Source organism: Desulfovibrio sp. JC010, assembly GCF_010470675.1.
Taxonomy (GTDB): Bacteria; Desulfobacterota; Desulfovibrionia; order Desulfovibrionales; family Desulfovibrionaceae; genus Maridesulfovibrio.
On record NZ_VOIQ01000004.1, the window covers coordinates 102,211 to 121,713 of the forward strand.

Genomic DNA, 19,503 nt, shown 5'->3' on the forward strand with positions numbered 1-19,503 from the left:
TATACAATAGCCGCAATAAAAAAGGCGCAACCGAGACTCCGGTTGCGCCTTTCAATTAACTACGTACTTCTATCTAAAACCGATCAAACCCATCATCTTCAGGAGATGAGCTGCCTGCGGGCAACATGGGAGCTGGGCCAGTGCTCAGCTTGAAGAAGGACATGGCCTGCTGCAAAAGCTGCCCCTGACGGGAAAGCTCTTCGGAAGTAGAAGCCATTTCCTCAGAAGCGGAAGCGTTCTGCTGAATAACGGTATCGAGTTGCTGGATAGCCTTGTTGATCTGGCCCACTCCGGTATTCTGCTCGTTACTTGCAGCTGCAATCTCCTGCACCAGCTCGGCAGTCCTGCTGATGCTGGGCACCAATTCCTGAAGCATGTCGCCTGCTTTTTCCGCTACAACAACAGAAGAAGAGGAAAGCTCGCTGATCTCGGCAGCAGCGATTCCACTGCGCTCAGCCAGCTTGCGGACCTCGGCGGCCACAACGGCAAAACCCTTGCCGTGCTCCCCTGCCCTTGCTGCTTCGATTGCGGCATTCAGGGCCAACAGGTTGGTCTGGCGGGCAATCTCTTCGATGATCATGATCTTCTCGGCAATACTCTTCATGGCCTGCACAGCCTCACCGACAGCATCGGCACTCTGGGAAGCCTGAGACTGAGACTTTTCAGCCACACCTTCAGTCTGGACAGCATTTTCAGCATTCTGCTTGATGTTGGCAGCCATCTCTTCCATGGAAGATGAAACCTCTTCAATGGAAGCAGCCTGCTCGGTTGCGCCTTGAGAAAGACTCTCTGCGGATGCGGAAAGCTCCTCACTGCCGCTGGCTACACTGTCGGATGCGTTATTAACATCACCAACAACGTTGCGCAGCCTGTGAACCATGTTGCGCATGCCGTTGGCAAGATGACCAAGCTCATCCTTGCGGTCCAGATCCACATCTGCGGAAAGATCACCTTCGCTGACCTCAGCCACGAAATCCAAACCCTTGTTAAGGGGACCGAGAATTCCTCTGGCGATAATCCATGCCATGAGCAACCCGATAATTACAGCAACGATACTTACAACAATAACGACCTGTCTGGTTGCAGATGCAGCGTCAAGCATCTCCTGATCGGTCATAATGTTGTCGGCTACGGTCTGACGCACTTCAGTCAGGATACCCTGTACAGCTTTTAATGCGGGGACAGTCTGTGTTGCATAAATATTGGTCGCCTCGGCAAGAATCTTCAGTTCGCCTTCATGCCATTCAATCAGGGCGTCAATTCTGGCAAGGGTTTCTTCGGCATACTTTTCTACATTCTTGGTGAAGTATTCCTGCGCACCAACACGGTCTCCACGGGCCAGATATGAGTTAAGCACTTTAACAGTCTCGTGCAACTCGGTGTGAGGTTCATAGACCTTTTCCAGAAGAACCCCGAATTCAGGGTGCTGCTTAGCCAAATCTTTAACTTTTGCTGAATAAAGCCATTTACCCAGTCCGCACTTATGAGGATCAGCCTGCACAGTTATGGATCTGCTCCGGGGATCCATAAGCTGCTTCAACACGGTTACCATCCAATTAAGATGGTCGACTTTCTTTTCTCTTAAAAAGCCACCCATATCGGGATCAACATCTTCATATTTTTCCTCAATCTCAATAGCGGACTTATGAAGCTTATTATGGTGGGATTCTATCTTCGCCAGCAGAGGTTTAATTTCAGGAACCAGACGCTCGGCTTCTTTACGCTCTTCGCTGTAGTACCATTTACCGAATCCACACTTGCGCGGATCTGTCTGTACATCAATTTCATGAACATTTTTATCGGTCAGCAGCCTGTTGACTTCATTTGCCCAGTTGAGATGATCCACGATCTTCTGAACAAAATCACCGCGCAATTTATTACCGGCGATAACTTCTTCAGCATCCTGAACAATTGTCCCGATTCCGGATATGGACCAGCCACCAAGCAGGACCAGCAACAATAATACAGACCCGAAACCTACTGCAAATTTATAGGCCAGTCTCAAATCCTTCCAACTCATAACCAGTCTCCTACTAAATATTTAACGCACCAATCACACCACAAAAGCAATGAAATTTACAATACGATGCTACCAACATAACACATTGAATAGACCAAAGAAACTATTTTAATTTTTATCTTCTATTTCCTCCCAATGAACTCCGACTTTGCTTGACTATTTTCCCTCTCAGTTATACTGGTAGGACCAGTAGACAGTAAGACGTCATACCAGACTTAAAAGGAGTCCCGCCCCTGTAATGCATAAGGGTCCAGAATTATTATATGTGCGCAAAAATGTTTAAACCCATCAAGAAAGTCAGGGTTTCTGAAACAGCTGCCAAACAATTGGAAGAGCTGATCCAGAACAAGACTTTTGTTGAAGGCGAACCGCTTCCTTCCGAACGACAGCTCATGAAGGAATTGCAGGTGGGCCGGGGGTCGATCCGTGAAGCACTGCGTATTCTGGAGATAAAGGGATTCATTGAAACCCAGCCCGGTATCGGTGCTTTTGTAAAAAGCTACGAAGGGGATATTTTCAGCCCCCTCTCCACCTGGCTGACTGACAATTACGAGGCTCTACGACATTTTTTCGAAGTGCGCTCCCTGCTGGAACCCAGCACCGCGCGCATGGCTTCAGAACGGATTTCCGATGCCGACTTTGAGGAACTTTTAAAGACCCACGAAGAGTTCAGGAAAACCGTAGAAGATGGGGACCTGCCCCGGGCTATCATGGTGGATGCCGATTTCCACCGTTTGATCGGCAAGGCAACCGGGAACAAGGTTCTCGCATCCATAATGGATGCGCTGTACAAATCCATGATCGAAGGCTGGAAGGCCCCCCTGAAAATTCCGGGGCAGCCCAGCAAAAGCCTGAAAGAGCACGAAGAAATTCTGGCCGCGATCAAGAACAGAGATGGCGAACTGGCCGCACAGCTGATGACCTCCCATTTGAGTGAGGCCCTGAAAGCTCTGGGCGATGCCGGTTTGAATAAATAGGCAATGCGCGCTTAGCGGGCATTCTCTGCCGGAAGGTGTTGCAACCGTGCATGCGGCAGGGTTGTATAATTGGCGGGGACACGCATTGCCTTTTCGCAAAACGAACCTGAGGATAACATTATGATGACCAACGAACAGGAACATCTCCGGCAGATTTTTGCCGAAGCTCTGGACCGCGTTGATCCATATAAAATCATCACCAACAGGGTCTCCCTTGAGGGCGACACCCTGACCGTTGTCATGGACGAAGGCGATGTGGTGGTTGATCTTCAGGAATTCGAGCGCATCGTGGTTATCGGTGCGGGCAAGGCCACCGCTAAAATGGCTCTGGCCATTGAAGAAATTTTAGACACTCGCATTGAGTCCGGACTGATCTCCGTTAAATATGGGCACACCGAAGAACTCAAGTATATCCGGACCATTGAAGCTGCCCACCCGGTACCGGACGGAAACAGCGAACGTGCTGCCCGTGAAATTGAAGAGCTGGCCTGCTCCACCACCGACAAGACTCTGGTCATCAACCTGATATCCGGTGGCGGTTCCGCCCTGCTCTCCAGTCCCATGCATGCCGAAGTGGACGGGGAAAAAATCGAAGTAACCCTTGAGGACAAGCAGAACACCACCAAGGCCCTGCTGGCCTGCGGTGCAGACATCAGCGAGATCAACTGCATCCGCAAACATCTTTCATCTCTCAAGGGCGGCCGTCTGCTGCGCTGCCTGCGCCCGGCAAGAAGCCTGAACTTCATTCTTTCCGATGTTGTCGGTGACAACCTCGACACCATAGCCTCCGGGCTGACCAGCTACGATCGCAGTACCTATTGTGATGCCATGTCCATCATTGATAATTATGAGCTGCGTGATAAAATCCCGGCCAATGTGATCCGCGCCCTTGAACTGGGCAACACAGGAAAACTTCTGGAAACGCTGAAAAAAGACGAGTTCAGTGAAATACGGGCCGAAAACATTCTCATCGGCACCAACCGCATTGCCCTGCTCGGCGCACGCGACAAAGCCGAGGAGCTGGGGTACAATGTGCGGATGCTGACTTCCCGCTTGCAGGGAGAGGCAGCGGATGCAGCTGACATGCTCTGGGCTGTGGCTCACGATGAGCGCGAATGGGAACTGCTGGAAAAGAAACCGGCCTGCATCATAGTAGGCGGCGAAACAGTGGTAACCCTGAAAGGTAACGGCAAGGGCGGCCGTAATCAGGAAATGGCCCTGCAATTTCTCATGCGGCTGGGACAGGATGAGCGAAACGGCGAATCCATCCACTTCCTTGCTGCATCAACTGACGGCAATGACGGCCCCACTGATGCGGCCGGAGGATTTGCCGACACCGCGGTTCTGGAAAAATCCCGCGAAATGGGTATTTCCATTGCCGAATATTTAAAAAACAACGACTCCTACCACTTCCTTAAAACGGTAGGAGCCTTGTTTAAAACAGGCCCCACCAACACTAACGTCTGCGACGTCCAATTGCTGATCGTTAAGTAGTTGGCGGGATTCCGCTGAAAAAAAGACCGCTTCCATTCTTCCACTTCCCCAGGGAGCGGTCTTTTTTCCAACGCATAGGAGCAAGCACTTCCTTTAGCTTCCATTTAACACGAGTGCAACCTATTCTATTTATTATAATCAGTACTCACTTCGATATTTTAAAATATAAAGAGCACGAAACCAGATGGTTTTGTGCTCTTTATATTTATACAACCAACTTAATTTAAATAACTTAATAAAACTTTTTGGGATTCTTAAACCCTTTTGGAAAAGGGTTTAAGGCCCCCGGCAGGGTCGCCGAAGGCATCTTCTATTGCTGCAAACGCCAGACACCGTCCCCGTCGCGGCAGGCTTTGGCCATGATTTTTTCCCCGCCGTCCTCGGTGATGGTCACATCACGGCAGACCTGCCCCTGATTCACATAAGCCGGGGAAGGTGTTGCGCTGTACGACTTTCCGGTATCGGGGTTGGTCCAGTTGGAAGTCTCACCGGAATGGTTTTTCTCCAATGTCTGTGAAACCTGCTGCTCGTCATGTTTGTCCCATTCATTACCGACCACGTAACCCATGAGCGCACCGATTCCGGCACCGATTGCCGCTCCAGAAGCCTTGTTCTTAAAGGTCAGCGCGCCGATGGTCGCACCGGCCAGAGCACCTATCCCGGCACCGGACTGAGCTTTATTGGCACAACCTGATGCAGCAAAAAGAAAACAAACAATAAGCAGCGGAACCAATCTCTTCATCTTAAAATCTCCTTAAAATTTACTCTGAATCCCGGAAACATTCCGGCTTCAGGGATTTCCTTTTGGTTGATGTAACAGCCGAGGGCATATTCTTCCATGCATGCAGCGGATTCAGGGGCTTGCGGTTGCTGAAATCAATACGGCTTGCGGTAAAAGCCCCGAAATACGGGGGATAAATGATCCCGTTAAGCTGCTTAAGGGGAGTTTTATTCTTCCAGCTCCACATGGGGCCGGGCAACACGGAACGGGTCATGGACGGACCATAGCCGCTGGTTTTCTTTACCACCCTGCGCATTTCCGAAGGAGAAAACCAGTGTGCCTGACGCAGGGTGGACGGAGAAGCCCATGGCCACATCCTGCCATGAGTAAAAAAATAGATTGAATGACGGTTGAGAAAACCGACCAGAATCCCCCCGGCGGAAACCCTTGCGGCCTCGCGCAGCATTTCCTCGGGCTCGGAGCAGAACTCAAGCACGGTCCAGAGTACGGTAAAATCAAATTCATTATCCGTAAAAGGAAGGTGTTCACCATTGCAAAGATAGAGGGAAGCACGGTTGCCCAGCCGCTTATGGGCTGCATCAAGCATGACCGGGGAATGGTCCACCCCGCTGATATCAAACCCGCAACGGTAGAGATGATCGAGGAACAGCCCGGTACCGCAGCCCACTTCCAGCAGCTTCCTTTTACGCCGGGGCCAGCCGGAAATAAGATGGTCCATAAGACCGACTTCCTGCTCAAGGGCAAACTTGCCGGCAGGTGTTTTGAACCATGTCTCAAATTTTTCCGCGTCAAAGCCGTCCCAGATCATACTTACCTCAAATTTAATCGAACAATTCCATTCTGCCTTTCAGGATAAACGGCAAGTGGGGTGCGGTAAAGCAAAAAACAAGCAGCCCAGCCGCAGCAAACTTATCACTATAAGTTTGATAAAAAATTATTCGATCACAAAAACAAGCAGACCCGGATCATGGGGAAATCCGGGTCTGCTGCTTTGGTTTAGAGGAGACGAGGTGTGATTACTAAGCGAGGTTAACCGGTGGTAGACTGTAATTGGCTAACTTTGCTTAACGGAGAACTGAGGGGGAATCTCCGTTTTTTAAAACATATTTTTACGGAGACTATTCTCCATTCAATTCTTCGTAGACCTTGCCAACCAGCTTCTCACTGGGAGTCAGAGTCTTTTCACCGGGTGTCCAGCGTGCGGGGCAGGCTTCTGCCGGATGGTCCTTGAGGTAGACATTGGCTTCGATCTTGCGCAGCAGTTCTTCAGCATTGCGGCCCACGTTGTAAAAGTTGATTTCAGATGAAACCAGCATGCCGTCGGGGTTGATGACGAAAGTTCCGCGCAGGGCCAGACCGGTATTGTGGTCATAGACGCCGAAGAAATCGGATACTTCCCCGGTGGGGTCGGCAGCCATTTTGAACTTTACGTTCTGGAGCATTCTTTCGTCGGTTCTCCATGCCAGATGGGTAAACTTGGTATCAGTGGATACGGAAACCACTTCGCAACCGAGTTTTTCCAGCTCAGCATGTTTTTCGGCGAGGTCGGCAAGCTCTGTAGGGCAGACAAAGGTAAAGTCTGCCGGGTAGAAAAACAGGATCAGCCACTTGCCTGCTTCACGTACTTCTTCAAATTTTACTTCGGTGAATCCGCAATCTTCGGGATCATATGCTTCCATGGTAAAGTCAGGAACGGTTTCCCCGATGGACGCTGTGGAAAGGACTTCTTCGTAAATTTCGGTGCAGCTCATTTTCTATCTCCTGTATGGATTTAAATTCAAAATCAATATTTCAATAACATTTTTTTCCTGTTCGTTGAAAGCAGAGTATGAAAATCTTTTTCAACTGTCAACAATAATCATAATCTTTACTATTTATTTTGTAAGCAGCTGATTTTACGAAGACTAGACTTCCTAAAAATAGTGTTTAGTTCATTGCCAAGGAAAATTATTTTAGGTAATTTCCGGTGATCATCAACCCTATGGAGATATAAATGACCAACTTACATGGCTTCAAAGAAATATCACGCGAATATCTTAGCGAACTTAACGGCGAGGCCGTTATCTACGAACATGAAAAAACCGGCGGACGGGTTCTGTCCGTAATTAATAATGATGAAAACAAAACTTTCGGCATCAGCTTCCGCACTCCCCCGGAAAACAGCACCGGGCTGCCGCACATCCTCGAACATTCCGTGCTTTGCGGATCAAAAAAGTATCCGGTCAAAGAACCTTTTGTAGAGCTGCTCAAATGCTCTTTGCAGACTTTCCTCAATGCCATGACCTACCCGGATAAGACTGTCTACCCGGTAGCCAGCCCCAATGAGCAGGATTTCCGAAATCTCGTCGGCGTATACCTTGATGCGGTTTTCTTCCCCAATCTGACCCCCAACACCCTTATGCAGGAAGGCTGGCATTACGTACCTGAAGAAGACGGCAGTCTGAGCTACAAAGGAGTAGTCTTCAATGAAATGAAGGGAGCATACTCCTCCCCGGACAGCCTGCTTTACGAAGCCACCCAGAATTCACTGTTCCCGGACACCACCTACGGCCTTGATTCCGGCGGTGACCCGGAAATTATTCCGGAACTCACCTTTGACGAATTCATGGATTTTCACGCTAAATACTACCACCCCTCCAATGCATACGCATTTTTTTACGGAGATGATGATCCGCAGCACCGTCTGGCCATGCTCGACGAATATTTTTCCCAGTTTGAAAAGATCGACCCCAAATCCGGGATCGGTGTTCAAGCTCCTTTTGAAAAACCCGTGGCTGTGGAGAAAAAGTACGCCGCTTCCGATGACGGCAACCAGAAGGCCATGTTCACCGTCAACTTCGGCATCAGCCGGGGCCGCGATTCCATGGCCGACCTTGAACTGAGTGTACTGGAGCAGATTCTTATCGGACTGCCCTCCTCCCCCCTGCGCAAGGCCCTCAATGATTCCGGCTTAGGCGAAGACATGGCCGGGGTCGGGCTGGAAAACGAACTGCGCCAGCTCTACTTCTCCACCGGACTCAAAGGCATTAACGCCGAAGACGCGCCCAAAGTGGAAGAACTGGTCTTTTCCACCCTCAAAGAGCTTGCCGCTAAAGGTATTGCCCGTGAAGACATTGATGCGGCCCTGAACACCATTGAATTCCAGCTGCGCGAGAACAACACCGGGGCCTACCCACGCGGACTCTCGGTGATGATTACCGCCATGACCTCATGGCTCTACGATGAACATCCCCTTGAATACGTGCGCTACGAACAGCCGCTGGAAGAACTCAAGGTCCGCATTGAAAAAGGTGAAAAAATTTTCGAGCTGCTCATTGATGAAATTTTCCTGAACAACAACTACCGCTCCACCGTGCTGCTCACTCCCGACAGTAAAGTCGGCCCCCAGCGTGAAGAGCGGGAGAAAGCGAAGCTGGCCGCTGCCCGCGAAGCCATGGATGAGACAGAATACAAGGGAGTGGTTGCCAAAGCAGAAGAGCTTCAGAAAGAACAGGAAGCCCACGACGATCCCGCAGCACTGGCCTCCATCCCCAGACTCAAGGTTTCCGACCTCGACAAGGAAGGCAAGGAAATCGTCTGCAAAGAAAAAGGAGAAATGCTTTTCCACGATCTGGACACCAACGGCATCGTTTATCTCGACCTTGCTTTCGACTTCGCAGGACTTGAGGACCGTTTGCTGCCCTATCTGCCCCTGTTCGGGCGGGCACTGGTTCAGACCGGGACAAAATCCACCGATTTCGTGACCATGACCAGACGCATGGCTGCCAAGACCGGCGGAATCTCCCCCACTTCCATCGTAAACTCCAAGCATGGTGTGGACGAAAGCTACACCCGCTTTGTATTGCGCGGCAAAGCCACTGCCGAACGCAGTTCCGACCTGCTTTCCATCATGGGAGAACTGCTCCGCGAAGCGTCCCTCGACAACAAGGACCGCATCCGCCAGCTGGTTCTGGAATCCAAGGCCCGCAAGGAGCAGGCCCTTGTGCCCTCCGGTCACATCATGGCTGCCACACGCATGAAAGCCCGTTTCAATGAAGCCGGGTACATTAACGAACTCATGAACGGTATTTCCGGCCTTGAATTCCTGCGTGAACTGGCAGACCGTGTAGATAACGATTTTGATTCCGTGGTCGGTGATCTTGAGGAGATCCGCGCAACTATCCTCAATCAGGCCAACCTGCTCACCAACCTGACCTTGAATGGCAAAAGCTTCGGTTCTGTTGAAAACATCATTACTGACATGATCGGCAGCCTGCCTGCCGGAAGCCGATCCGTTGCCACCCGCAAGCGTACTTCATTTTCCAAGGCTGAAGGTCTGTGCATTCCCGCACAGGTCAGCTACGTTGCCAAAGGTGCCAACGTCTACGAACATGGTTATGAGTATTCCGGCGCGGCGCACGTCATCAGCCGCTACCTGCGTACCGGGTATCTCTGGGATAAAGTCCGCGTACAGGGCGGTGCCTACGGTTCCTTCTCCATGTTCGACCGTTCTTCCGGCAGCCTGAGCTTCGTTTCCTACCGCGACCCCAACCTGACCCGCACCCTCGACACCTACGACGGAGTTGCCGATTACCTGAACAATCTCGAAGTAAACACCGATGAGCTGGAAAAGGCTGTTCTCGGCGGAATCGGGGAGATCGACAATTACATGCTGCCTGATGCCAAGGGCTACACCTCCATGGTCCGTCACCTCAGCGGAGAGGACGCAGCTTTCAGGCAGAATATCCGCGAGCAGGTGCTCGGATGCAGCGAGCAGGATTTCCGCAATTTCGCAGCAGCAGCCAAGTCCGTAGCCGAGCACGGTGACATCGTGGTGCTCGGAAGCAAGAAAGCCATGGAAGAATCCGGACTTGATCTGGATCTGGTGGATGTATTGTAAGAGTGATTTGATGCGCTATCGCGCTTTTTGATGAATTGATTTCGCCTCCGGCGGCCAAAGGGGATAATCCCCTTTGGAATCCTTAGTTGTTTAAGGCTCTTACATAATAAAGCAGATCTCCTCTCAAACAAAAACCAAGCGAAACCGTACACTTACGGTTTCGCTTTTTTTCTTTCCATCAGCACTAAATATCCCCGGCAAACGGACGATAGGATTACTAACCACACACAAAACCATAGACAGTAAAGTTGAAAAACCACTCCGGGAGGGGAGATGACTTTCGACAAGACTGATATAGACAGCATCATGCTGTCCTGCACGCTTTCGTCCGATGAGCAGGCGACCTCTTTCAGTGAGGAAGATTCTGCTGAACGGCATGAAAAACTCGCCAAGCTACGCGACCAGATCCGGGCAGGGACCTATCGTCCTGCCATCGGGGAAATCGCCATTAATCTGGTTCGCTCCGAAGCCAAAATCAGCGGTTTTGGTTGATCTCGCGCATTGCCGCACCATTTTACTTTACCTTCACGCCACATGCATTTAAACTGCCGGGTCTGAAACCGGAGGTATGATGCTAGTTGTAATAAATGTGGATGATCTTGGGCTGCATCCGGCTGTGCGCCGGGCTGTGGACCGGCTCGCTGCTGCCGGGGTTGTGACCTCAACCACCGCCCTTGCCAACGGTCCGGATTTATCCGAGTCCGTGCTTCTGCAGGAAAAGCATGCAGGGCTGGGAATTGGCGCTCACCTTAACCTGCTGCGCGGCAAACCCATCTCCAACCCGGACCACATCCCCAGCCTTGTGGATGATGACGGACTGCTTTTCGGCAACTACACATCCCTGCTGCTGCGCTACATGACCGGACGTATCAAGCTTTCCGAAGTGGAAAAAGAATGGTCCGCACAGGTGGAATACCTGCTTGACCACAAGGTCCGCCTGACCCATTTTGACAGCGAAAAGCATATCCACGCCTGGCCGGGGCTCTACAATCTGGCAGGCCGGATTGCCAATAAGTACGGGATTAAATGGATACGCCGTCCATGGGAACATACGCCCATATCCCGCACAGACAAAGGCATGTTGCGTACCCGGTTTTTACAGCTCTGCCTCGGGGCAAGCTTTCCCGGCAAAAAGCCGCACACGGCTGATTGCGTCTGGGGAATCGGCGACCAGAAAGAAAATCTGGAGCCGCATCTTTTTAAGAAATACGTCGAAACCTATCGACCTGAAATAGTTGAAATTGTCTGCCATCCCGGTCTCCCGCAGGCAGGAGACGGCCCGCTGCCGTCCGAATTCGGTCCGATGCGGGTAGAAGCACAGTGGAAAGAAGAATCGCAGTCCCTGCTGCACAAGGAATGGCTGAAAATATTTAAAGATCTGGGGGCCACCCCTGTAAACTACGGGCAGATCGACCCCTGTAGCGGAGAGAAGAAATGATGCCGAAAGCTGAAAAATGTACAAAAGAGATTGAAATCAGCATTGTCACTCCCATGCACAACGAAGAAGGCTGTGTACGTGAATTCCACAAACGGATCAGCGCAGCCCTGCAGGGAATGAATACTACCTACGAAGTCCTGCTGGTCAACGACGGCTCCACCGACAGCACCGAATCCATCATCCGCGAACTTGCCGCAGACGACCCCAACCTCAAGGGAATCATGCTGGCCCGCAACCGTGGACAATGTACCGCAATCTACGCCGGAATCCAGGAAAGTAAAGGATGCTACGTAGTTATCATGGACGGCGACCTGCAGCACAAGCCGGAAGAAGTGCCGTCTCTAATCGAAGAAATCCGCAAGGGCTACGACCTTGTTTCCGGATGCCGCACCAACCGCGGCGAGTCCATGATCAAACGCAAGCTGCCCAGCAAAATCGCCAACTACCTCATGCGCGCTACCAGCGGCTGTCAGGTCCGCGACATGGGCGGACTTTCCGTACTCAAGGGCAAACTGGCCCGCTCCATGACCCTGCGCGAAGGCCAGCACAGGCTCATCCCCGCGCTGGTTTACGGCATGGGCGGCTCCACTTCCGAAGTGCCCATTTCCGCGCCCCCGCGTTTTGCCGGGGAAAGCCATTACGGCCTCTCCCGCTCTATCGACGTCCTTTTCGACATCGTCATGCTCTGGTTCCAGTCTTCATTCAAGCAGCGTCCCATCTATCTTTTCGGACGCATCAGCCTTGTAATGTTCATGCTCGCCTCACTGGTCATGGTCTGGCTGCTCTACGAAAAAGTTTTCTTCGGCGTCCACATGGGAACCCGCCCGCCTTTCATGGGCTGCATCCTGCTCTACCTGAGTTCGCTGGGTTTCATGTCCACCGGACTTATTCTAGAATCGCTGACTAACACCTATGACGCTGTCATGGGCAATAAGCCTTATCAGGTTCGGGAGATTGTGGAGAAGGAATAAGATGCCTCCGGCGGCTTAAACCCTTTTGCAAAAGGGGTTAAGAATCCCAAAACCTTTCAATAATTAAATGCCCAGTTGAATTCTCAACTGGGCATTTAATTTAAAGAAAACAATTTCCCCTTCTCCGTAAGCCGATATCGCTGATTCTTACTCTTGGGCTTGTCAGGGATGGTCATTTCAACAAATCCCGCTTCCAACGCGGGCTTAAGATAGAGCTCTCGAAAGGACTTACGGTCTTTAAGGTTCAAAACAGACAACAATTCATCACGATGCATTTCACCTGAAACCGCTTCAACCAAGGCTTTAACATGGGGGGTGTCATGGGGGGTGTCATGGGGGGTAGCAGACAAAACCGCATCCAGAATCATCCTGAGCATGAACTCTATGAACGGTGCAGAGTCAGCTTTGTTGGTGCTTTCCTGCAAAGCAGCATAGTATTCTTCCTGATGTTCGAAGACCAGACTTTCCACTGGAATATCAGCAAAAATTGGATTCCAGCTCTTAAGAATCAAAGTCTGCCATAAACGGCCCATACGCCCGTTGCCGTCCGCAAATGGGTGTATGAATTCAAATTCGTAATGAAATACCGAACTGGCAATTAAGGGATGGTCATCTGTTGCTGCCAGCCATGCAAATAAATCCTGCATAAGTGCCGGAACCCTATCCGCAGGCGGAGCCATGTGGATCACCCGTTCCCCGGCAATTACCCCCACACCGGAGCGGCGATAAATGCCGAACTCATCAATGAGTCCGGCCATGAGCACACCGTGCGCTTCTTTTAAATCAGCTTCCCTGTCCACCGACCAATCATCAAATCTATCATAGGCCGCAATGGCGTTACGTACCTCCTGAATCTCACGGGGCGGGGCAATTACCCTTTTGCCGTCCAGAATGGCTGTGATCTGTTCTTTGCTCAGATTGTTACCTTCAATAGCAAGCGATCCGTGAATGGTGCGCACCCGATTGATACGTCTCAAACGCAACTCTCTGGAGTCATCTGCAAGGACAGTCAAACGCCCTACTTCCTCGCTGATCCGGGCAATCAGATTTACGATGGCAGGGGTTATTATATGTGGGGGACTGTAGGCAACCATGACCTACTTCTTTTTCTGCGGATAAACCAACAGCACCACGCGGCGGTTGCGCTTCTGATTTGCGGGAATGGCTTTACCGTTCTCATCCACGTTGGGGTATGCGGGTGCGGTATCGGCCATGCCCAGAACTTTGATTCTGGACTTGCTGAACCCGTTATTAAGCAGGTAGCGGGCCACTGCACTGGCGCGGGCGGAAGACAATTCCCAGTTGGAGGGGAACTGTCTTGAACGCATGGGGATATTGTCTGAATGCCCCTCAATCACGACATCGTATGGAGACTTGGCGAGGGTGGGAGCGATCTTGGCCAGCACCCTTCTGGCACCCTTGGTCAGATCCGCCTTACCGCTGGGAAAAAAGAAGCCGCCCTTAAGAATAATAGCCACGGAATCAGGACGCATCTTGATTTTCAGGGCCTTGGATTCACGGCCCACCAGACGGGCCATCTCAAGCTGCATTTCAAAAATATTACGCTGCTTCTCACTGATCACCCTGCGGGCAACGGGTGCGCCTTCGTAAGTATCGTTGGCACCCTTGGGCGGCACATCCACTCCCATGGCCGAAGCAAGGGAATCGGAAACATCCTTGTATTTATTCTGATCAACGTCGGCGATTGCCAGCAAAAGCACAAAGAAACAGAGCAGCAGAGTCATCATATCTGCAAGAGTAAGGGCCCAGCCGCCCTCTTCTCCGCCCTGTGCAGGCTTTTTCAGGCTGAATTCATCCGACATAGTTCAATCCGTCCAGTGTTACATGCATAATCTTTTTTTCTTAAAAATAAATTTGCATTTATTTTTAAGTGCTTCACACTATTTTTTAGCTTTAACGGTAGCCCACTTACGCGGGGGCAGGTAACCCTTCAGCTTGTCCATAACGATGGCCGACGGGGTCTTATCCTTGATGAACAGAATACCGTCGCGGATAACCCGCATGAGCAGGGTAATCTCGTCGATCCGTTTTTCCACTTTAATGGCGATGGGCATGAAAAGCATGTTGGCGAAAAGCGCGCCGTAGAGAGTGGTGGTCAAGGCGGTCGCCATGGCCGGACCGATAGCGGCGATATCCGCCCCCATTCCCTGCATCATGGCGATGAGACCGATCAGGGTCCCGATAATACCGAAAGCAGGAGACAGGGTAGACATGGTCCGGTAAATCCCGGCAGCACTGTATTCCTGCTCATGATACTGCTGGATACGGTTATCAAGAATCTCCTTGATCTCTTCCTTGGAATAACCGTCCACAAGCATCTGCAAACCTTCACGCAAAAATTCGTTTTCAATATTTTTAAGGCTGCCCTCAAGGTGCTCCTCGCCCTTGGAGGCCACATCCTTGGAAAGTCCGACAATTACTTTGATGTAGTTCTCAAGGGGAAGCTCATCCGCACCCATGGCCATCATAAACACACCGAGCACGCGCATTACTTCGCGCAGCGGATAACAAATAAAGGTGGAGGCAATGGTTCCCCCGCCGACGATGGCTATGCCCGGAAGGTTGATGAACACGCCCACTGAATCAGTGGATGTGTAGGTAGCGACCATGAGAATAGCGATACCGCAGAATATACCGATTATGGTGGCTATATTCACTTCTTATCTCCCCCTCCTTTTATATCCCGGACCATTTCGAAAAGCTCGGTGAGCACATCTTCGGCCTCGGTCTCATCCACATTGTCGCGCACTTCGTCCTGCACGATCTTGGCGATCTTCTTGGCAAGGTTGGCCAGAATCTTCTTGCGGGCATCATCTTCCGCAATGGACATCAGCACACCGAGCTTATGGTAACCCAGCTTGGTAAAGACTTCCTTGAGAGTTCCGTTGTCCACGTAGACGATGTCTTCAATATCTTCCAGCTCATCAATGGACTTCTTCTTTTTCTTAACCTTGCTGAAGTAGTCCGACTCTTTTTCAGAAGCCCAGTCACTGACCTTGTTGCGGTCGAACATGAACATGGTTTCCGGAAAATCCTCCTGTGCGATCTTCTTGTAGATGATCTTGGGATCACTCTCCAGCATCTTGGAAATTTCGTAAATATCCACAATCTGCAGTTCAGATGTGGGAGTATAGGCATTCTGCTGCAATTCCCTGAACAGGTTGTTGGCAACCTCAAGAAAATTATCCGGGTCGGAAATCTGAATAAAACGGTCCGGGAAAGCCTTGCCCGTGCGCAGGTCAATGGCATCGATGATCTTCAAGCTCTTGAGCTTGTTGATAACCGCGTCAATATCGCTCTGGGAAATGAGGATAATACTGCGGATAGTCTTGCAGAGTTTGGTGTAATCAAGGCCGAGGTCGTGGTTGCGTTCCTTGCGGGCCTGCTCGCGGTCCATGCTGATGTGGGTGCGGTAGGCCAGATCCAGAATATTGCAGATGCTGATAAAATTGCTGCGGTGTCCCTTGGAGGAAATCATTTCCCCGGTACGGGCCAGCCGTTTGACCAGCAGCCGGGTCATATACTGGATGGTCCGCGGACACTGGTCCAGCAGCTTGAGGATGATCTGGTCGGTGAGGATGACGAGGTCGCAGTATTCCGCTGCTTCGGCATTGGCGGACCGGGAACCTTTGGAAATGATCCCCATTTCGCCGAAAATTTCGCCCTCGCCAAGGCGGGCAAGGATGATCTTTTCATTATTCTGGACTTTGTAGATATTAACCGCACCCTTCTTGATCATATAGGCTACGGAACTCTCCTGTCCTTCCTTGAAAATTTCCTGCCCCTTGTAAAAGGACTTGATGTTAGGACTGCTGGACCCCATTAAAAATCCCCCAATAATAATTTATATCTCTCATTAACATATATCACTTCCCTATAAAGGACAACACACTAATAATTTACGGCAAATTCATCGCGAACAAAGAGCTTACACCGTAGCACAAATACTGCTAAACTCGGCTCAACGCGAAGAACAGCACCCAAAATGATTTAACCGCACCTCAGGAACCAGACATGGAATGGAATCTCTTATTCGGACACCTCGCCATTGTGGGCGGCTTTTTACTGGCCGCAATTCTGGTCATGTCCATCCTGCGCAAACAGCGCACCTCTTCGGCGGCCTTCGCCTGGCTGCTGGCAATTTTCTTTGTCCCTTATATGGGAGTACCTCTCTACCTTATATTCGGGGGCCGCAAACTTAAACGTGACGCGCATACCAAAGCGGACATCCACCTGGAAGTTCAGGAGACAGTGCCCACCGAAGAAGCCGACCCCATAGACACCATGCTCCGTGAGTACGGCATTCCCGGTGCCACATCCGGCAACAAGGTACGGCTCTGCCCCACGGGTATCGATATCTACAATGAACTGGTCAAGCTCATTGAAAACGCCGAACACCAGATCCTGATCACCACCTTCATCCTCTCGCGGGACGATGTGGGCAGGGATATTGTGGAAAGACTGGCCCGCAAGGCTGCTTCCGGGGTGACTGTCCGTCTACTTCTGGACGACATAGGCTCCCTGTTTACCTCCCGGCGGTTTCTTAAAAAACTGCTCGATAACGGCGGCAAGGTGGCCTATTTCATGCCCCTGTTCCGGGCACCTTTCCACGGCAACAGCAACCTGCGCAACCACCGTAAAATAGCCATTGCCGACCAGACCTATGTACTGGCCGGAGGCACCAACATCGCCAATGAATACATCGGCCCCGAGCCGTGCGCGGAACGCTGGACCGACCTTTCCTTTGTGCTGCAGGGACCTGCGGTACGCCACTACATTGAGGTCTTTCAGTCGGACTGGCTTTTTGCCTCCGGGGAAAAAGTCAACATCATCCCGCCCTGCACCAAAGGTTCCGCTGTCAGCGGAGACGGGATCATGCAGGTTGTGCCGTCCGGGCCGGACGTACCCCGCGACCCGGTACATGACGCCCTGCTCACCGCAGCCTTCACCGCTGAGAAACGACTCTGGATCGTGACCCCCTACTACGTGCCGGATGAGGCCCTTGCGCAGGCCCTACGCCTGGCCGCCCTGCGCGGGGTGGACCTGCGGGTGGTGGTCCCGGAAAAATCAAACCACGCACTGGCCGATCTTGCCCGGGGCACGCATCTGCGCGATCTGGAAGAGTGCGGCGGGCGGGTGGTCAAATATCCGCACATGGTCCATGCTAAAGTTATTGTAGTTGACGATCGGCTGGCAGTTGTGGGTTCGGCAAACATGGATATGCGCAGCCTGTTCCTGAACTATGAAATCGTACTCTTCTCCTACTCCGAAGCGGATGTGAAACCGGTTAATGACTGGGTACAAGGGTTGATCGACGAAAGCAGCGAAGGAACAACCCCGGTGGGACTGGTCCGCGACACCGTGGAAGGAGCGGCGCGGCTTGTGGCCCCTCTGCTTTAAGAGAACTCATTGACCTCACCGGAAGCGGGGCTTATTTTATAGATATGGGAAAACTGACTCTGATTTTATTCTTCAGCACGCTGATGGTCCTCGGCTTCAGCGCGACCTGTTTTGCGTGGGGACCGGGAGTACACATGGCCATCGGCAATGCAGTGCTTTCCAACACAATGCTGCTTTCCGATCAGGTGGCTAAACTGCTGCTCTCCAACTCAGCCATTTTTTTATACGGCTGTTTGAGCGCGGACATTTTTATCGGCAAGGGCAGCAAGGCCAAGCGGCTGCACAGCCACAACTGGCAGACCGGATTCAACCTGCTCGAAGATTCCGATGATGAACACCTCAAAGCCTACTCGCTGGGATACATGTCCCATCTGGCGGCGGACATCATCGCCCACAACTATTATGTACCGAACTTAATGAAGCAGGCCCGCTCCGGGGGCAGGCTCAGCCATGTCTATATTGAAATGCTGGCCGATGATCAGGTCAACTGGTCCGCACAGGAAGCGGCCCGGCTTTTTCGCAAGGCCAATCAGGACGCTGATTTCAACCTGCGCAAACATATGGACGCCAAAAAATACAGCTTCCTGTTCAAGAAAAAAGTATTCCACCAGACCATCGGACTGCTGGAATACAAGGCGGTGAGCAAATCACTGAATGTATCCAAGAAAGTGATCCCGGCCTACCACCAGGCCTACCTGCGTTCCATCATCGACTACTCCTACCGGGTGGTGGTGGATATGCTGAATTCCCCGCAGCAGGCCATAGCTCTTAACTTCGACCCCATCGGGGCGGACAACATTGCCTCGGCCAAAAAAGAAAACAACTGGAAAAACGCCCTCAAAAAAAGCTGTCCCTTCTCGCCCCGCTTTGAAATTGATGAACGGATTACCGACCTGCCCAAGCTCGCCGGAGTCGGGGAGATGTTCAAGGGCTAGGCAACTGAAAAACAGATCAGCTTTAACTTTTTTACTTTCAGACAATCCCATTCATCAAAACAGCCTGAATTTTATTCAGCATAAATGAAAAACACACCTCTAAAAATCGGGTTTTTCTTTAAAAACACGAATTCTGTTCGCCTTAATTCCTCTCATATTCTAATCAAAGCAGCATTCATGTATATTTAATGCAACTTTTTTATAATCAATGTTGTACACATCAATACAACACAAATCACACATCAGTACTGCATCAACACCTGCATCTTTACATAAAAACAAACAGAATAGGATAATCGATTTACCCTTTTCCCGGCCATTCGCCAGCGTGTCCGAGTTTTTACAAAATTGATATTTTTTTGCTTATTTTAAAAATTACTTTTTATATTACAACTATATATCGATTCAATTCTTGTTCCAATATTGTAAAAGCGTGCACCCACAGGACATGCTTGGGAAATTTTTCACCAACGCATTGATTTTAAAATCAACGCTGTCTGAATCCCGACACTGACGGGTCATGAGCTTGTTTAGACAAACATAAGACGCTGATTTTATACAGATTCAACAACGAAAACAGCTGTGAATATTATTTGCCATGTATTTTTAACTTTTACATTGCCAGC

16 protein-coding genes are annotated in these 19,503 nt (G+C 50.9%); 8 read left to right on the plus strand and 8 right to left on the minus strand.

What is annotated here, in order from left to right; translation table 11 throughout:
* Positions 1 to 73 precede the first annotated feature (73 nt).
* The gene (locus FMR86_RS05840; protein ID WP_163350153.1) at positions 74 to 2,020 is read right to left on the minus strand and encodes a methyl-accepting chemotaxis protein; all 1,947 of its coding nucleotides are present in this window, start codon (positions 2,018 to 2,020) and stop codon (positions 74 to 76) included.
* Positions 2,021 to 2,295: 275 nt separating this feature from the next.
* Here FMR86_RS05840 and FMR86_RS05845 point away from each other — a divergent pair, with 275 nt between their 5' ends.
* Positions 2,296 to 2,997 carry a FadR/GntR family transcriptional regulator gene (locus tag FMR86_RS05845; RefSeq protein WP_239057156.1) on the plus strand — a complete coding sequence of 234 codons (702 nt, stop codon included), beginning with the start codon at positions 2,296 to 2,298 and terminating at the stop codon, positions 2,995 to 2,997.
* A 120-nt stretch (positions 2,998 to 3,117) separates the two neighbouring features.
* Positions 3,118 to 4,491 (plus strand): glycerate kinase, encoded by a 1,374-nt coding sequence (locus FMR86_RS05850; protein ID WP_163350155.1) that lies wholly within the window; start codon positions 3,118 to 3,120, stop codon positions 4,489 to 4,491.
* 310 nt (positions 4,492 to 4,801) lie between these two features.
* Here the strand turns inward: FMR86_RS05850 and FMR86_RS05855 are convergent, their stop codons facing one another.
* The 3 genes from FMR86_RS05855 to FMR86_RS05865 form a co-directional block, all read right to left on the minus strand.
* Positions 4,802 to 5,233, minus strand: coding sequence for an RT0821/Lpp0805 family surface protein (locus tag FMR86_RS05855; protein WP_163350156.1), 432 nt, complete (start codon positions 5,231 to 5,233; stop codon positions 4,802 to 4,804).
* 19 nt (positions 5,234 to 5,252) lie between these two features.
* Entirely contained in the window at positions 5,253 to 6,041 is a 789-nt protein-coding gene (locus FMR86_RS05860; RefSeq protein WP_163350157.1) for a class I SAM-dependent methyltransferase, read from the minus strand.
* A 310-nt stretch (positions 6,042 to 6,351) separates the two neighbouring features.
* Complete coding sequence (locus FMR86_RS05865) at positions 6,352 to 6,984, minus strand: peroxiredoxin (RefSeq protein WP_163350158.1); 633 nt, start codon at positions 6,982 to 6,984, stop codon at positions 6,352 to 6,354.
* Between the two features lie 242 nt (positions 6,985 to 7,226).
* Between FMR86_RS05865 and FMR86_RS05870 the strand changes: the two genes are divergently transcribed.
* From FMR86_RS05870 to FMR86_RS05885, 4 genes are all read left to right on the plus strand, one after another.
* Positions 7,227 to 10,112: an insulinase family protein gene (locus FMR86_RS05870; protein WP_163350159.1), complete on the plus strand. Its 2,886-nt coding sequence runs from the start codon at positions 7,227 to 7,229 to the stop codon at positions 10,110 to 10,112.
* Positions 10,113 to 10,385: 273 nt separating this feature from the next.
* The gene (locus FMR86_RS05875) at positions 10,386 to 10,604 is read left to right on the plus strand and encodes a flagellar biosynthesis anti-sigma factor FlgM (RefSeq protein ID WP_163350160.1); all 219 of its coding nucleotides are present in this window, start codon (positions 10,386 to 10,388) and stop codon (positions 10,602 to 10,604) included.
* A gap of 79 nt (positions 10,605 to 10,683) precedes the next feature.
* The gene (locus FMR86_RS05880; protein WP_163350161.1) at positions 10,684 to 11,550 is read left to right on the plus strand and encodes a ChbG/HpnK family deacetylase; all 867 of its coding nucleotides are present in this window, start codon (positions 10,684 to 10,686) and stop codon (positions 11,548 to 11,550) included.
* Positions 11,547 to 12,521 (plus strand): glycosyltransferase family 2 protein, encoded by a 975-nt coding sequence (locus tag FMR86_RS05885; protein ID WP_239057157.1) that lies wholly within the window; start codon positions 11,547 to 11,549, stop codon positions 12,519 to 12,521. Before FMR86_RS05880 ends, FMR86_RS05885 begins: the two co-directional genes overlap by 4 nt.
* A 95-nt stretch (positions 12,522 to 12,616) precedes the next feature.
* Here the strand turns inward: FMR86_RS05885 and FMR86_RS05890 are convergent, their stop codons facing one another.
* From FMR86_RS05890 to FMR86_RS05905, 4 genes are all read right to left on the minus strand, one after another.
* Entirely contained in the window at positions 12,617 to 13,615 is a 999-nt protein-coding gene (locus FMR86_RS05890; protein WP_163350162.1) for a Fic family protein, read from the minus strand.
* 3 nt (positions 13,616 to 13,618) lie between these two features.
* Complete coding sequence (locus FMR86_RS05895; RefSeq protein WP_163350163.1) at positions 13,619 to 14,344, minus strand: OmpA family protein; 726 nt, start codon at positions 14,342 to 14,344, stop codon at positions 13,619 to 13,621.
* A 78-nt stretch (positions 14,345 to 14,422) separates the two neighbouring features.
* Entirely contained in the window at positions 14,423 to 15,199 is a 777-nt protein-coding gene (locus FMR86_RS05900; RefSeq protein ID WP_163350164.1) for a MotA/TolQ/ExbB proton channel family protein, read from the minus strand.
* Complete coding sequence (locus FMR86_RS05905; RefSeq protein WP_163350165.1) at positions 15,196 to 16,365, minus strand: cyclic nucleotide-binding domain-containing protein; 1,170 nt, start codon at positions 16,363 to 16,365, stop codon at positions 15,196 to 15,198. Before FMR86_RS05905 ends, FMR86_RS05900 begins: the two co-directional genes overlap by 4 nt.
* Positions 16,366 to 16,556: 191 nt before the next feature.
* Here FMR86_RS05905 and FMR86_RS05910 point away from each other — a divergent pair, with 191 nt between their 5' ends.
* Positions 16,557 to 17,942, plus strand: coding sequence for a phospholipase D-like domain-containing protein (locus FMR86_RS05910; RefSeq protein WP_163350166.1), 1,386 nt, complete (start codon positions 16,557 to 16,559; stop codon positions 17,940 to 17,942).
* Between the two features lie 44 nt (positions 17,943 to 17,986).
* Entirely contained in the window at positions 17,987 to 18,877 is an 891-nt protein-coding gene (locus FMR86_RS05915) for a zinc dependent phospholipase C family protein (RefSeq protein ID WP_163350167.1), read from the plus strand.
* Positions 18,878 to 19,503 lie beyond the last annotated feature (626 nt).

Excerpts from the sequence above, each read along its gene's own strand:
- FMR86_RS05910 (WP_163350166.1), top strand. The coding sequence starts at position 16,557 with ATGGAATGGAATCTCTTATTCGGACACCTCGCCATTGTGGGCGGCTTT.
- FMR86_RS05875 (WP_163350160.1), top strand. The coding sequence starts at position 10,386 with ATGACTTTCGACAAGACTGATATAGACAGCATCATGCTGTCCTGCACG.
- FMR86_RS05885 (WP_239057157.1), top strand. The coding sequence starts at position 11,547 with ATGATGCCGAAAGCTGAAAAATGTACAAAAGAGATTGAAATCAGCATT.
- FMR86_RS05860 (WP_163350157.1), bottom strand. The coding sequence starts at position 6,041 with ATGATCTGGGACGGCTTTGACGCGGAAAAATTTGAGACATGGTTCAAA.
- FMR86_RS05905 (WP_163350165.1), bottom strand. The coding sequence starts at position 16,365 with ATGGGGTCCAGCAGTCCTAACATCAAGTCCTTTTACAAGGGGCAGGAA.
- FMR86_RS05855 (WP_163350156.1), bottom strand. The coding sequence starts at position 5,233 with ATGAAGAGATTGGTTCCGCTGCTTATTGTTTGTTTTCTTTTTGCTGCA.
- FMR86_RS05895 (WP_163350163.1), bottom strand. The coding sequence starts at position 14,344 with ATGTCGGATGAATTCAGCCTGAAAAAGCCTGCACAGGGCGGAGAAGAG.
- FMR86_RS05870 (WP_163350159.1), top strand. The coding sequence starts at position 7,227 with ATGACCAACTTACATGGCTTCAAAGAAATATCACGCGAATATCTTAGC.
- FMR86_RS05915 (WP_163350167.1), top strand. The coding sequence starts at position 17,987 with ATGGGAAAACTGACTCTGATTTTATTCTTCAGCACGCTGATGGTCCTC.
- FMR86_RS05845 (WP_239057156.1), top strand. The coding sequence starts at position 2,296 with ATGTTTAAACCCATCAAGAAAGTCAGGGTTTCTGAAACAGCTGCCAAA.
- FMR86_RS05840 (WP_163350153.1), bottom strand. The coding sequence starts at position 2,020 with ATGAGTTGGAAGGATTTGAGACTGGCCTATAAATTTGCAGTAGGTTTC.
- FMR86_RS05850 (WP_163350155.1), top strand. The coding sequence starts at position 3,118 with ATGATGACCAACGAACAGGAACATCTCCGGCAGATTTTTGCCGAAGCT.
- FMR86_RS05890 (WP_163350162.1), bottom strand. The coding sequence starts at position 13,615 with ATGGTTGCCTACAGTCCCCCACATATAATAACCCCTGCCATCGTAAAT.
- FMR86_RS05880 (WP_163350161.1), top strand. The coding sequence starts at position 10,684 with ATGCTAGTTGTAATAAATGTGGATGATCTTGGGCTGCATCCGGCTGTG.
- FMR86_RS05865 (WP_163350158.1), bottom strand. The coding sequence starts at position 6,984 with ATGAGCTGCACCGAAATTTACGAAGAAGTCCTTTCCACAGCGTCCATC.